This window comes from Vibrio jasicida CAIM 1864 = LMG 25398 (genome assembly GCF_000400365.1).
Taxonomy (GTDB): Bacteria; Pseudomonadota; Gammaproteobacteria; order Enterobacterales; family Vibrionaceae; genus Vibrio; species Vibrio jasicida.
The window spans coordinates 15,980-29,714 of record NZ_BAOG01000093.1; the positions used below are offsets into that span (position 1 = coordinate 15,980).

Genomic DNA, 13,735 nt, shown 5'->3' on the forward strand with positions numbered 1-13,735 from the left:
AGAACCCAATATGTTCTGTATTCAATGTGAACAGACAATCCAAACCCCAGCTGTAAAAGGCTGTTCTTTCGCACAAGGTATGTGTGGCAAAACTTCAGAGGTATCCGATCTACAAGACGTGTTGGTTTACACTCTGCAAGGGGTTTCTTTTTGGGCAGCACGCGCGCTTGAATTCAACATCATCAATGATGAAATCAATCAATGGGCTCCAAGAGCATTCTTCTCTACGTTGACTAACGTAAACTTCGATCCTGAGCGTATCCTTGAACTGACTTCTCAAGCAGCAACATATAAAGCACTGCTAAAAGACCAAGTCATGTCTGCCGCAACACTTGCTGACGAAGTCGTATTGAACGTACCTAACGTTGCGAACTTCGAGCTACCAAACAGTGCAGAAGAAATCCTAGCATTTGCTCCTCAAGTAGCGGTAAACCGTGGTAAAGACCAAGTACACGAAGACGTTATCGGCCTGCGCCTACTTTGCCTGTACGGCTTAAAAGGTGCTGCTGCGTACATGGAACACGCACGAGTATTAGAGCAAACCAACAATGATATCTTCGCGGAATACCACGAAATCATGGCTTGGTTAGGTACTGACCCTGAAGATCTAGGTGAACTGCTAGACTGCTCAATGCGCATCGGTCTTATGAACTACAAAGTGATGGAAATGCTGGATCATGGTGAAACAGCAACGTTCGGTCACCCAGAGCCAACCACTGTTAACGTTAAGCCACTGAAAGGCAAATGTATTCTTGTTTCTGGTCATGACCTTCACGACCTAGAGAAAATCCTGCAACAGACTGAAGGCAAAGGCATTAACGTTTACACCAATGGTGAAATGCTGCCTGCACACGGTTACCCAGAGCTGAAGAAATACCCTCACCTAGTGGGTAACTACGGTAGCGCTTGGCAGAACCAACAGAAAGAGTTCGCTAACTTCCCTGGCGCGATTGTGATGACATCAAACTGCCTATTGAACCCGAACGTTGGCCAATACGCAGACCGTCTATTCACTCGTAGCATTGTTGGCTGGCCGGGTGTCGCTCACCTAGAAGGTGATGATTTTAGCCAAGTCGTTGAATGTGCATTAGCGCAAGAAGGCTTCCAGCATGACGAAATCGAACACAACATCACGGTTGGTTTCGGTCGCAACGCACTAATGAACGCAGCACCAGCGGTTATCGACCAAGTGAAGCAAGGCAACATCAAACACTTCTTCTTAGTTGGTGGTTGTGATGGCGACAAAGCAGAACGTAGCTACTACACCGACTTCACCGTGGAAGCACCAGAAGATACGCTAATCCTAACGCTGGCTTGTGGTAAATACCGCTTCAACAAGAACACATTTGGCGACATCAATGGCATCCCTCGCCTATTGGATGTGGGCCAATGTAACGATGCGTACTCAGCAATCCAGCTTGCACTGGCACTTGCGAAAGAGTTCGATTGCGACATCAACGAGCTCCCTCTGACGCTTGTTCTGTCTTGGTTCGAGCAAAAAGCAATTGTGATCCTGCTTACGCTATTCGCTCTTGGTGTGAAAGGCATTTACACAGGCCCAACAGCGCCTGCATTCCTAACACCAAATTTGATTGCGATTATCCAAGAGAAGTTCGATATGCGCAGCATTGGCAATGTTCAGGACGACCTTAAAACCATCCTAGCAGCGTAATCACCTCGCTTATCATGCGCCTCCTTAATTGGGGGCGCTTTTATCTATTGAGTACTCGACAACCAAAGAGATTGTTATGTTTTTTGAATGGCAAGGCAGTCAACCTGTCACGTTACGCTGTGTAGACAAATACCATGAAACTGCTGATGCAGTGAGCCTCAAGTTGGCAGACCTGTCAGAATCGCTCTTGTTTGAATTTAAAGCGGGTCAGTTCATCAACCTTGGCGTTGAAATCGATGGCAAGATGGAGTTTCGTGCCTACTCTCTCAGCTCTCTTTCCGGTGACGACTGCCTGCAACTGACGATCAAGCGTGTCGACGGCGGTAAGGTATCCAACTACATCATCGATAAGCTCCTCATTGGCGATACGGTTCAAGCGCTTCCTCCTACGGGTGATTTCAACTGCATTGATCACCCACCAATCGCGATCAATGGCAGAAAGAAAGCACTGCTCATCAGTGCGGGCTGTGGCATTACGCCTGTATTCGCGATGGCAAAAGAATGGCTAGGCAAAGACGCTGGGGTTGATATTGAGTTCCTGCACATTGCTCGTTCTCAACCAGAAACCATCTACTTTGATTTACTAGAGACCTACCATTCGGTTTATCCAGATTTCAATCTGAAATTGCTACTGAAAAATCGTGGTGAAACACTATACCCAGAAGGTCGTTTGAATACCGAGTGGTTAAAAGAACTGGTGCCCGACTTTAAACAGCGCACGGTTTATCTATGCGGTCCAAATCAGTTTATGCTTGATGTTCAAAGCTACTTGAGTGAGCTTGGCTTTGATATGGCGAACTTCTTCCAAGAAAGCTTTACACCAGCAGCAAGCGAAGAAACCGAAGTATCAAATGAATCAGCGAGTGTGTCAGTGCCTGATTTCGCCCAAACGATTGATGCTCAAAAAGGCCAAGTCCTTGCTGATGTGTTGGAAGGCGCAGGATTACCACTGATCATAGCTTGCCGAAGCGGTATTTGTGGCTCTTGTAAGTGTAAAGTTCGCAAGGGTAGCGTGTCTTCAACAAGCCAAGAGACATTGACCCCTGAAGAAATTGAGCAAGGCTATGTACTCGCCTGCTCTTCGACGATTGAATCCGATCTTGAAGTTCAGATTGGTTAAAGCCGTTAATACGAACATTAAAAAAGCGCCGTACTAGGCGCTTTTTGCTTATGGAAAAGTGTTATTAAACTCGGAAGTTTCTTTATCTAAACTCAGCTAAACAGTAAAACCTTCAGTGCAGCTTCGCTATCTACATCCATAAATTCTGGCGGGTTATCCAAACGCTCGCGGAATGTTAGCTCTGGCGCTTCTTCCTTCATGCTTTCAATCAAGAAATCGCTGGTCACCGATGGCGAGTTTACACACGCTAACACCTGACCACCTTCTGCCAATAAATCAGGCAAACGGCGTAGAATCTTTTTGTAGTCTTTGGTTAGTGCAAAGCTGCCTTTCTGGAATGATGGTGGATCAATGATGATCACATCGTATTGGCCCGCTTTCTTAATCTTGCCCCACGACTTAAAGATGTCGTGCCCCATAAAGCTCACTTGGTTGATGTTATGACCATTCAGCTTATGGTTCTCACGACCTTTAGACAGCGATGCTCTCGCCATATCCACGTTAACCACTTTATCTGCGCCACCAGCAATTGCAGCAACAGAAAAGCCACAAGTGTAAGCAAACAGATTAAGTACGTTTTTGTGCTTCGCATTTTCACGTACCCAGTCACGGCCGTAACGCATATCAAGGAACAGACCGAAGTTCTGGTTACGTCCGATGTCTAGCTGGTACTTCAAGCCACTTTCTTCAACCACAGGTCGAGCATCTAGCTCACCCAACAGAGTTTCAGAAGGTGCGCCGTCAGCGTAGCGATGTTGAATTACGATCGTACGCCCTTGTTTCTCTGCCCACAGAGCAGATTCTGAAAGCGTGTTCAACCCTGCTTTCAATTCAGTAAGAAACGTCTCATCCACTTCTTTAAATAGGTTGATGATCAACTGACCTTGTAACCAATCACACGTGATTTGCTCTAAACCTTCAAAACGGCGACCACGACCGTGAAACAGTCGGCGAATTTCATTGGGAGCTTGTGTTAGCTCCGCTTCTAGATGCTGGAAAAACAGCGGAAGTTGTGATGCTTGCATCGAATTCTCTTATTCGTTTTCTTTGTGATGGTTATTTAATCGTAGGCCAGTTCAGCTCCCACGGAGAAAGCCAAGAGTCTACACCTTGAGAGACGACTTCATTATGCCATTTACTGCCAAGTGCTTTATGCTCGCGCGGGTCGCAAACAAAGCGATGAGTTTCATCTTGATACGGAAAGCACAACGAAAATGCATGCAAGTAACCACGGTCTGCTTCATTGCCTGCATTATAAATAGGATCGCCAACAATTCCTGAGCCAACTGATTTCAATGCCACGCGAATTTGGTGTGTTTTGCCAGTGTGCGGCTTACATAAAAACAGGCGCTCTCCCGGCTCTGCAGCGAGGGAAAAGAATTGGGTAATCGCGGGATTCGTTTTGCTGTTCACCAGTTTCCATGAGGAACGACGAGAGCGTTCCATATCACCCACTACTAGCCCTTGTTTCTTCTTAGGCTTTTTCGAGCCAATCGCAAGGTAGAACTTTTCGACTTCGCGATTGGCAAATGCTTGAGATAAGGCGCTTGCTGCTTTCGCATTGCGGCCGAGAAGTAGAATACCAGAAGTCATTTTATCGAGACGGTGGATAAGATACAGCTGCTCATCACCACTCTGCTTTGCTACTTCTTGAAGCAACATAGTGTCACCATCGTCTTTATGAACAGAGACGTTGGGATGTTTATTGATGATCAGAAAATCTGGATGGGTATGTAGAATGTCGAACATAAAAAACTGGCTCCACGTTTGGAGCCAGAAGTATACCGATTCTAAGCAATTAGGCGAGCTTAAACTTACCCACTAGAGCTTCCAACTCTTGAACTTTACGATTCAGGCCCTCAACACTTTGAGAGCTGTCATTCGCTAGTTGTAATGAACGAGCTGAAATATCACTGATCGACGTAATATCCGCGGCAATTTCTTTCGTTACAGCGGTTTGCTCTTCTGCAGCAGTCGCAATTGAGTTCACCATACTTTGAACATGCGCCGCACCAGAAACGATTTCCTCCAGTGAGTTCACTGCACCTGAGCTTTGACTCACGCCAATTTCAACCAAACGACAGCCATCCTCAGTGTAAGTCACCGCCTCTTGAGTACCGACTTGAATTGCTTGGATGATCTCACCAACCTCTTGTGTTGCCTTTGTTGTTCGTTCAGCAAGAGCACGAACTTCATCTGCAACCACAGCAAAACCACGACCAAACTCACCTGCACGTGCCGCTTCAATCGCCGCGTTCAATGCCAGAAGGTTCGTCTGCTCTGCGATATCTTCAATGACTTTGATAACCGCACCGATTTTCTCGCCATGAGAACCTAGGCTGTTCATTTGCACCGACATATCCGACATTTGCTGTGATACTTGCTGAATGCTTTCAACCATCTCAACAATAACAGTACGCCCTTGCTCTGCGGTTGATTCCGACTTGCGTGCCTCTTCAAAGGTTGCTGCGCCCTGCTCTGCTACTTGAGAAATGGTCAGACTTAGCTCTTCTGACGCCGTCGCGATCAAGTGCGCTTTGTCCGCTTGGCTGCTTGCACCGGAGACAATATCTTGACTGACGGTAGCCAATTCTCCAGTCACGGACTTCACTTCTTCGGATACTAACGATATAGAACCAATAAGACTGGTCAAAGACGCTTGCATCTTATTCAAAGACGTCGCGAGGTTTGCTAGCTCGTCACCTGATTTATCGTCGATAGGCGCTACCGTTAGGTCACCCTCTGCAACGCGCTGCGCCAGTTCATCCAATTTACTCAAGCGACTGGTAATCGAATTAGACAACAAGTATGCGATAACAGCAGTGGCAACAAGTGCTATCGAACCAAGCACATAAATCGTCAATTCGATACTGTTAAATGAATCCGAAAGATCAAGCAAAGCTTCACTAGTACTTTGACGACCGTCGATTGATGCAGCATCTAGGATAGACTCAAGCGGTGCTAGATTCGTTTCATAAAGTGAGCGAAGACGCGCGACATTCTCTTCAACATTTTCTAAGCCGAGATTGGACAGAACTTGGGATTCAAAGTCTCGTGTAAAATCGCTCATGTAACGCTCAGCTTTCTCAACGTTACGGTAATCTTCACCACCTACCGTCTCCAAACGTTTAACTTCAGCAATCGCTGCTGCAAACTCCTTTTTATTAACTTGATATTCAGCCTGAGCGCCAGAGACACCAACAATGCTTCCTAATGCATCGCGATAAACATCACCGGCCTCATCGATCAGAATTAGATACTGAACTGTTTCAGGAACATCGTCCGTTCTCACCTCGTCAGCCACTTTGTGCGAGTTCAATACTTCTAATGTAATAATCCCTATCATCACTAGCATGATCGCCAAAATGGCACCAAAACTCGCGTACAGTTTTTTACGAACAGACATTGTCACTAATAACCTTCCTTACCGTTGTCATGGATTTTCTTACTGGTTAATCCACATATTTACACATGCTTTGTAAGGGTTATCGGAACGTACCTCTGCAACTTGAGTACATTTTTTTGTGATCTACATCTCTATGCGAGCGATCTCACAATTACTACCCGTTATTAATATGAGTTTTCTCAATCCTATAAATTATGAATATAAAAAAACGGGAACCGATTAAGGTTCCCGTTTTCAATCAAAGTCTATTTGGTTATAACTTCTTAGAGAAGATACCCGCCAGTGCGATGATGCCGATACCCACCAGCATGATTTCGCCCTTACCGCTGTCGAAACCAGACTTGATACCCATGAAGGCTACGATTGCGATTGCCACTGGGATTACGTACTTAACTAGGTTGTACCATAGACCAAATAGTGGGAAAGAAACTTTGCCGTCGTTAGTGATCTCTTTCTCTAGTTCAGCGCGGTTTAGACGCCAGCCAGCAAAGATACATACCAACATACCGCCAACCGCTAGGAAGATCTTATCCGTTAGTAGGTCAAAGATATCAAATGCGCCCGTACCGAATAGTGTCGGACCAACACCACCAAGTGATAGCGATGCGAACACACACAGTGTTGCCATTACGACACTCGCAGACAGTACTGCTGTAGAACGCTTCAGGCCTTTCTCATCGATTAGGTAAGAAACCACTACTTCTAGCAGAGATACTGAAGACGTCAGCGCTGCTACTGTTAGACCAATGAAGAACATCAGAGCAAATAGAAGGCCAATTACGCCGCCCATTTCAGCAAACAGTTGAGGAACAACGACGAATACTAGACCTGGGCCTGCTGCTGGCTCCATACCGAATGCGAACATTGCTGGGAACATTGCTACACCCGCTAGGATTGCAACACCTGTGTCCATTGCCGTAACCATGCCGGTAGTTTGAACTAAGTTTTCCTTCTTCTTCAGGTAAGAGCCGTAAGTCATCATACAACCCATACCTAGACTTAGAGAGAAGAATGCTTGGCCTAGCGCCGCTAGAACGACATTGCTGTCTACTTTCGAGAAGTCTGGCATGAATAGGAACTCAAGACCCGCCATTGCACCAGGAAGCATCAGACCTTTCACTGATACAACGATCAGGATAAGGAATAAAAGAGGCATGAGGATTTTACCAGCCTTTTCGATACCGCCAGAAATACCTTTCATAACGATAACGATGTTAAGGAACAGGTAAACACCCATCCACATTAACGGTTGGACTGGATCAGAAATGAAGCCGCCAAAACTGTCACCAATTGCTTCAGGAGCACTTAGTAGACCACCACCTACTTTAAAGATGTAAGCAAGCGCCCAGCCACCTACTACAGGGTAGAAACCCATGATTAGTAGACCACTTAGCACGCCGATAACACCGGTAAACGTCCAACGGCGGTCAGTAGATTTGAACGCACCTACTGCTGAAAGACCTGTCTTACGACCAATAGCGAATTCTGTCAGCATGACGCTAAAGCCGATAAAAATAACGAATAAAAGGTAAATTGCTACGAACGCGCCGCCGCCGCTCTCACCTGCTGTGTAAGGGAACTTCCATATATTGCCTAAACCGACAGCGGAACCCGCTGCTGCCATGACGAAGCCTAGTTTAGACCCCCACGTATCACGTGGTGCTGCTGTATTTGTAGCCACGCTTTTTCTCCAAAATGTTTTGTTGTGTTTGCATAGAGATAGGCGTCTAGAATATGTTCGTGTAAAAAATAATGTACACTTTATAAGATGTTTGTATGACGCTCTATGTATGGCAAGTAAAGCAGTTTCAATTTAAAATTGGAACCCCGATCAGCACATTTATCGCACAAATGTATCATTGTTCACGCTAAATGCTGCTTTTTTACGCAAAAGTTAAGATTTACTCCAACTTTTCACACCTTAGTAACAGAACGTCTCGTTATAAAATTCATTTCACGATACAAAATCATCCTCCTCTAGTGGTATGAAAATAGTTTCCCGTTCCGCCATTTACGCTTAATATCCATATTGGGTTTATTACTTTTGGCGACTATGGACAAGTTCTATCATTTTCTCACTCTAACTGGCATCGGCCTTTACTGGTTTTTGGTTGCAGGTGTTACGATCCGTGTCGTATTAAAACGTCGCGCTGTTAGTGTTTCTCTTGCATGGCTAATGATCATTTATATTCTGCCAGTGCTTGGCGTCGCTTGTTATTTTCTATTCGGTGAGCTCAACCTCGGCCGCAAACGTGCAGAACGCGCAAAAGAGATGTTTTCACCATTCCAGCGATGGTTCACTCAGTTAAATGACTGCAATGCGCATGTCCCTGAAGCAATGGGACGCCATATCTATCGTATTGATGAGCTGTGCAACAATCGTCTTGGTTTACCTGCATTAAGTGGGAACACGCTTTCTCTACAACAATCGCCTAACGAAATTCTCCACTCGATTATCGAAGACATCGAGAATGCTGAACACAGTATTCGCATGGTTTTCTATATTTGGCATCCCGGTGGTTTAGCTGACGCCGTTGCTTCGGCTTTGATTCGCGCTTCTAAACGTGGCGTAGACGTAAAACTGCTACTCGATTCAGCGGGCAGTCCACGCTTCTTCCGCAGTCATTGGTATAAAATGATGAAAGACGCAGGCATCGATGTTGTGCAAGCGTTGGAAGTAAAAATGTGGCGTATCTTCCTTCGTCGTTTGGATTTGCGCCAACACCGTAAGATCATTGTGATTGATGATGAGATCGCTTACACCGGTTCGATGAACCTGGTTGACCCCGCCTTTTTCAAGCAGAACAGTGGGGTTGGGCAGTGGATCGATATTATGGTGCGAGTCACTGGACCGACGGTAAATGTTTTAAGCGCTATTCATTGTTGGGATTGGGAAGTAGAAACTGGTGAGCGTTATTTTCCTAAGCATCCAGAATGTAGAATCGACAATAAAGAAGACGAGTTTCAGCATCCAATCCAAGTGGTGCCGTCTGGCCCTGGTATGCCAGAATACTTGATCTACCAAGTACTCACATTAGCCATCAACCAAGCGAATCGTTCCGTCAGAATCACCACGCCTTACTTCGTGCCAAGTGCCGATCTATTGGAGACTCTGAAAATGACCGCGCAGCGCGGCATCGAAGTAGAACTTATCATCCCACACAAGAATGACTCTATGATGGTTCAATGGGCTTCGCGGGCATTCTATGACGAGTTGCTCGTCGCTGGGGTGAAGATTTACGAATTCTATGGCGGGTTACTGCATACAAAATCAGTCGTGATTGACGAGCAATTCTGTTTGGTGGGTACCGTAAACATGGACATGCGCAGTTTGTGGCTTAACTTCGAAGTAACACTGGCTGTCGATGATGAAGAGTTCACAAAACAGATGTCGTGGCTGCAAGACAGCTATATCAAACAGTCCCATACCGTTGATAGAGATAAGTGGGAAAAACGCAGTATTTTCTCTCGCTTCTTAGAGCGTGTTTTCTACCTGTTTAATCCATTGCTGTAGCAAATACCCAAAATAACAAAACTTCCTCGAAAACCGACAGCCATAAACTGTCGGTTTTCTTTTTCTTATTCAATCAATGCTTCTGTTTTTCGACCTATCCTCGGAGGAGTCGTTTGAAGTTAAGTTTTCCCTTGCAAACCACCCATCGTCCATGTTTTAAATATTGAAAATCGTAAATTAGACAGGGAAATTTTATGTCAGAGGGCAAAAAGACCAAATTCGTTACTGCAGGCCGTGATAAGAAGTGGACGAATGGCGTGGTCAACCCACCAGTACAACGAGCTTCAACTATCGTGTTTGATACAGTTGCTGAAAAGAACCAAGCAATGATTAACCGAACCAACAAAACACTGTTTTACGGACGTCGTGGTACGAATACTCACTTTGCTTTCCAAGATGCGATGGTGGAAATCGAAGGTGGTGCTGGCTGTGCACTTTACCCTTGTGGCACGGCCGCAATCTCGAATGCGATTCTGTCTTTTATCGAAACCGGCGACCACATTTTGATGGTGGATACTTGTTACGAACCAACCCGCGATTTCTGCGATACCATTATGAAAAAAATGGGTGTCGAAACGACTTATTTTGATCCTATGATAGGCGAAGGTATCCGCGACCTAATTCAGCCAAACACCAAGGTACTTTTCCTTGAGTCTCCGGGTTCTATCACTATGGAAGTCATGGACGTTCCGACTTTAGCAAGCATTGCACACGAAAAAAACATCATCGTAATGCTTGATAACACTTGGGGTGCCGGTGTGAATTTCTCACCATTCGAGCACGGTGTTGATATCTCTATCCAAGCAGCAACCAAGTACATTGTTGGTCACTCAGATGTAATGCTGGGTACGGCGGTTGCGTCTGAGAAATACTGGGACCAGCTGCGTGAACAAAGCTACCTTATGGGACAATGCGTTTCTCCTGATGACGCATATCTTGGTCTGCGCGGTATTCGTACTTTGGATGTTCGCTTACGCCAGCATGCAGAGAACAGCCTGAAAGTTGCACAGTGGTTGGCAAGCCGCCCTGAAGTCGATCACGTTCGTCACCCTGCCCTAGAAACCTGCCCAGGTCATGAGTTCTTTAAACGCGACTTTACTGGTGGGAATGGCTTGTTCTCATTCATATTAAAAAGCTCGTACCCGAAAGCAACCACAGCATTGTTGGATGGCATGAAACACTTCAGCATGGGTTACTCATGGGGTGGCTTTGAGAGTTTGATTTTAGCTAACGAACCAAAGAGCTTTAACAGTTTGCGCACAGTGGCGAATCCAAACTTCGAAGGCACACTTGTCCGCCTGCACATCGGTCTTGAAGATGTTGAAGATCTCATTGCCGATCTTGAAGCAGGCTTCGAGCGATACAACGCACTCGTACTAGAAAAAGAAGCCTCTTTATAAGCATTCAGAACAATTATTAAATAGCCTCGTACTGCGAGGCTATTTTTTTGCCGCTCATTACAGAGTTACTAACCCATTGTCTTAATTAGAATTAACTAACATTCTAATATTCATAAATTCAATGTTAATCATATCTGTTGATTTTCTTTTGAGTAATCACAGATTAAAACAATGTGCCACAAACGAACTTCTCAACCGCAAAACTTATCTCCTATTTTATAAAACTCACAAGAGGTCATACCACAAGGAGATCGTTTTGAAACTCAGATTCATAACAACAATGCTTTTCGTTTTAAGCACCCTACCCTTTGCATCTGCCAACGCCAGTGGGTACACGGAGACTAAATATCCCATCGTTCTTGTTCATGGGTTGTTTGGCTTTGATACCTTAGCCGGTGTCGATTACTTCTATGGCATCCCACACTCTCTGACCAAAGATGGCGCAACGGTTTATGTTGCCCAAGTGTCTGCGACCAACAGCAGTGAAGCTCGCGGTGAGCAGCTATTAGCACAGGTTGAAACGCTGCTTGCTGCAACAGGCGCACAGAAGGTCAACTTGATTGGACACAGTCACGGTGGTCCAACAACACGTTATGTCGCCTCCATACGCCCAGACTTAGTAGCATCCGTTACCAGTATCGGAGGAGTAAATAAGGGCTCTAAAGTTGCAGATATTGTGCGCGGTACGGTACCTGAAGGCTCTATCAGTGAAGGCGTGGCTGTGAAGTTGGCAGAAGGGCTCGTGACATTGATTAACCTACTTTCTGGTGGTACAGACCTCGACCAAGATCCATTGGCCTCTTTAGAAGCTCTAACCACCGAAGGTTCTTTGGCGTTCAACCAATATTATCCGGAAGGTATCCCTACCAGTGAATGCGGAGATGGTGATTTGTTGGCATCGAATGGCGTGTATTACTACTCATGGACGGGCTCTTCGAACTTTACCAATCTATTTGACCCTACTGACGGCGCAATGGTCGTCTTAGGCTTAGCATTTGATGGTCCGAACGATGGCCTTGTCGGGGCATGCAATACTCACCTAGGTAAGGTGATTCGAGACAACTACAAGATGAATCATCTGGATGAAATCAACGGATTGCTTGGTATTCATCACTTGTTCGAAACTGACCCAGTCACACTGTATCGTCAGCATGCAAATCGCCTGAAACTGCAAGGTCTATAAAAAGGAACTTATCATGAAGAAAGCCGCTCTTGTCATTGTGTCCGTTGTATCACTCATTAGTGTAGGAGCGGTTTATTTGTATCAACATCAGTCAGCGCAGCCAATAAAGGCGCATTCACAACAAGACACTACAGTTGATCTTTCCTCCCAGAAAGACTTCTTTGAGTACTCATTGAGCAGTCTTGGGGAGCAAAGCCTTGAAGAAATCAAAGCCAACGTAAAAACCGGCGAATCACAATCAAATTCACTGGGTATCAACGCAGAACTGTTCGAAACTTACCTCGCCTACAAAGAAGCGTTATCCAAGCTAGAACCGTTTGAAGGAAATTCATTGTCATTGATGGAGTTGAAACAACTGAACAACGCCATCTTGTCGATGCAGAGCGAATTTTTTACTGACGAACAAATCGCTCAACTTTTCGATGAAGAAAATCGCTTACGTCAGTTAGCAATAGATAAACTCGCCATTCGGGAAACCCAATTAGACGCTGACTCTCAACAACAAATACTCGAAGAAAACCTCGCCTCTCAACCTGATTACATTCAACAAAGTGAACGCAACAACGCGCTAGTGATTGAACTAAATCAGACCTCAGAAATGACTGCACAGGAGAAGTATTTGGCTCGTATTGATTTGGTGGGCGAAGAAGGCGCCGAACGACTACAAGCTCTGGATGAACAACGAGCCTCGTTTAATGCATCACTCAACGAGTATTTAGAGAAACGAGCGGAGATCATCAACAATGATTTCCTCGGCGAAGAAGAAAAGAAAACAGAAATCGCCGGATTAAGAGAACAAAGCTTCGAGCAAAACCAATGGCGTCGCGTGGAAGCTTTAGAGAGAATTCATGATAGTGAAGCGAACAACTAGTTCGATGTCTAATTAGGCTTCTTAGGACAACCAACAATGTGGTCATCGACCATGCCTACGGCTTGCATAAAGGCATAGCAAATCGTCTCGCCCACAAACTTAAATCCTTTCTTTTTAAGGAATTTGCTCATCGCTTTGGACTGTTCTGTCGATACTGGCACTTGGCTCATATCTGTCCAGTGATTCACGATTGGCTTGCCATCAACAAATTGCCACAGCGCAGCGGAAAGGCTTCCGTATTCTTCAATCAATTGCTTTGCCGCTTTGGCATTGCTAAATACCGAGTTGATTTTACCGCGATGCTTGACCACATCGAAATTCTCAACGATGAACTCTGTACGCTCTTCATCGCGTTGAATCAACTTCTCTAAATCATAGCGCTCAAACGCTTCACGATAGCCTTCTCGCTTTTTCAGAATCGTAATCCAACTCAAGCCGGCTTGCGCGCCTTCTAGCGTAATGAACTCGAATAATACGTTGTCATCATGAACAGGCACTCCCCATTCCGCATCGTGATATTCACGTTCAAGTGGGTGGTTCATCGCCCATGCACACGTTCTATGTTCCAT

Annotated in this window: 11 protein-coding genes; 6 read left to right on the forward strand and 5 right to left on the reverse strand. The window is 45.4% G+C overall.

What is annotated here, in order from left to right; all coding sequences use genetic code 11:
* Positions 1-10 precede the first annotated feature (10 nt).
* Both hcp and VJL_RS21595 read left to right on the forward strand, forming a co-directional pair.
* Complete coding sequence (hcp, locus tag VJL_RS21590; protein ID WP_038881400.1) at positions 11-1,672, forward strand: hydroxylamine reductase; 1,662 nt, start codon at positions 11-13, stop codon at positions 1,670-1,672.
* 76 nt (positions 1,673-1,748) lie between these two features.
* A complete protein-coding gene (locus tag VJL_RS21595) occupies positions 1,749-2,792 on the forward strand; it encodes an FAD-binding oxidoreductase (RefSeq protein WP_038881401.1) in 1,044 nt (347 codons plus the stop codon).
* Between the two features lie 92 nt (positions 2,793-2,884).
* On the opposite strand, the gene VJL_RS21600 is transcribed toward VJL_RS21595, so the two are convergent.
* The 4 genes from VJL_RS21600 to VJL_RS21615 all read right to left on the reverse strand — a co-directional run bounded on the left by VJL_RS21600 (position 2,885) and on the right by VJL_RS21615 (position 7,879).
* Positions 2,885-3,817 carry a class I SAM-dependent methyltransferase gene (locus VJL_RS21600; protein WP_038873587.1) on the reverse strand — a complete coding sequence of 311 codons (933 nt, stop codon included), beginning with the start codon at positions 3,815-3,817 and terminating at the stop codon, positions 2,885-2,887.
* A gap of 31 nt (positions 3,818-3,848) precedes the next feature.
* Positions 3,849-4,541, reverse strand: a complete 693-nt coding sequence (locus tag VJL_RS21605; protein WP_038881403.1) for a TIGR01621 family pseudouridine synthase — start codon at positions 4,539-4,541, stop codon at positions 3,849-3,851.
* A gap of 49 nt (positions 4,542-4,590) precedes the next feature.
* The gene (locus VJL_RS21610; protein ID WP_050568885.1) at positions 4,591-6,204 is read right to left on the reverse strand and encodes a methyl-accepting chemotaxis protein; all 1,614 of its coding nucleotides are present in this window, start codon (positions 6,202-6,204) and stop codon (positions 4,591-4,593) included.
* A gap of 247 nt (positions 6,205-6,451) precedes the next feature.
* Positions 6,452-7,879, reverse strand: coding sequence for a sodium-dependent transporter (locus VJL_RS21615; RefSeq protein WP_038873593.1), 1,428 nt, complete (start codon positions 7,877-7,879; stop codon positions 6,452-6,454).
* A gap of 372 nt (positions 7,880-8,251) precedes the next feature.
* Here VJL_RS21615 and cls point away from each other — a divergent pair, with 372 nt between their 5' ends.
* The 4 genes from cls to VJL_RS21635 all read left to right on the forward strand — a co-directional run bounded on the left by cls (position 8,252) and on the right by VJL_RS21635 (position 13,166).
* On the forward strand, positions 8,252-9,712 hold the full coding sequence (gene cls / locus VJL_RS21620) for a cardiolipin synthase (RefSeq protein WP_038873594.1): 1,461 nt from the start codon (positions 8,252-8,254) through the stop codon (positions 9,710-9,712).
* A gap of 194 nt (positions 9,713-9,906) precedes the next feature.
* Positions 9,907-11,112: a cystathionine beta-lyase gene (locus VJL_RS21625; protein WP_038881407.1), complete on the forward strand. Its 1,206-nt coding sequence runs from the start codon at positions 9,907-9,909 to the stop codon at positions 11,110-11,112.
* A gap of 280 nt (positions 11,113-11,392) precedes the next feature.
* Entirely contained in the window at positions 11,393-12,295 is a 903-nt protein-coding gene (locus tag VJL_RS21630) for an esterase/lipase family protein (RefSeq protein ID WP_038881409.1), read from the forward strand.
* A 13-nt stretch (positions 12,296-12,308) separates the two neighbouring features.
* Positions 12,309-13,166, forward strand: a complete 858-nt coding sequence (locus tag VJL_RS21635) for a lipase secretion chaperone (RefSeq protein ID WP_038881411.1) — start codon at positions 12,309-12,311, stop codon at positions 13,164-13,166.
* An 8-nt stretch (positions 13,167-13,174) separates the two neighbouring features.
* Here VJL_RS21635 and VJL_RS21640 read toward each other — a convergent pair whose 3' ends face one another.
* Positions 13,175-13,735, reverse strand: a complete 561-nt coding sequence (locus VJL_RS21640) for a DNA-3-methyladenine glycosylase I (RefSeq protein WP_038881413.1) — start codon at positions 13,733-13,735, stop codon at positions 13,175-13,177.

Coding starts and splice junctions, on each gene's coding strand:
- VJL_RS21595 (WP_038881401.1), top strand. CDS start 1,749: ATGTTTTTTGAATGGCAAGGCAGTCAACCTGTCACGTTACGCTGTGTA.
- VJL_RS21625 (WP_038881407.1), top strand. CDS start 9,907: ATGTCAGAGGGCAAAAAGACCAAATTCGTTACTGCAGGCCGTGATAAG.
- VJL_RS21605 (WP_038881403.1), bottom strand. CDS start 4,541: ATGTTCGACATTCTACATACCCATCCAGATTTTCTGATCATCAATAAA.
- cls (WP_038873594.1), top strand. CDS start 8,252: ATGGACAAGTTCTATCATTTTCTCACTCTAACTGGCATCGGCCTTTAC.
- VJL_RS21640 (WP_038881413.1), bottom strand. CDS start 13,735: ATGGAACATAGAACGTGTGCATGGGCGATGAACCACCCACTTGAACGT.
- VJL_RS21630 (WP_038881409.1), top strand. CDS start 11,393: ATGCTTTTCGTTTTAAGCACCCTACCCTTTGCATCTGCCAACGCCAGT.
- VJL_RS21635 (WP_038881411.1), top strand. CDS start 12,309: ATGAAGAAAGCCGCTCTTGTCATTGTGTCCGTTGTATCACTCATTAGT.
- hcp (WP_038881400.1), top strand. CDS start 11: ATGTTCTGTATTCAATGTGAACAGACAATCCAAACCCCAGCTGTAAAA.
- VJL_RS21600 (WP_038873587.1), bottom strand. CDS start 3,817: ATGCAAGCATCACAACTTCCGCTGTTTTTCCAGCATCTAGAAGCGGAG.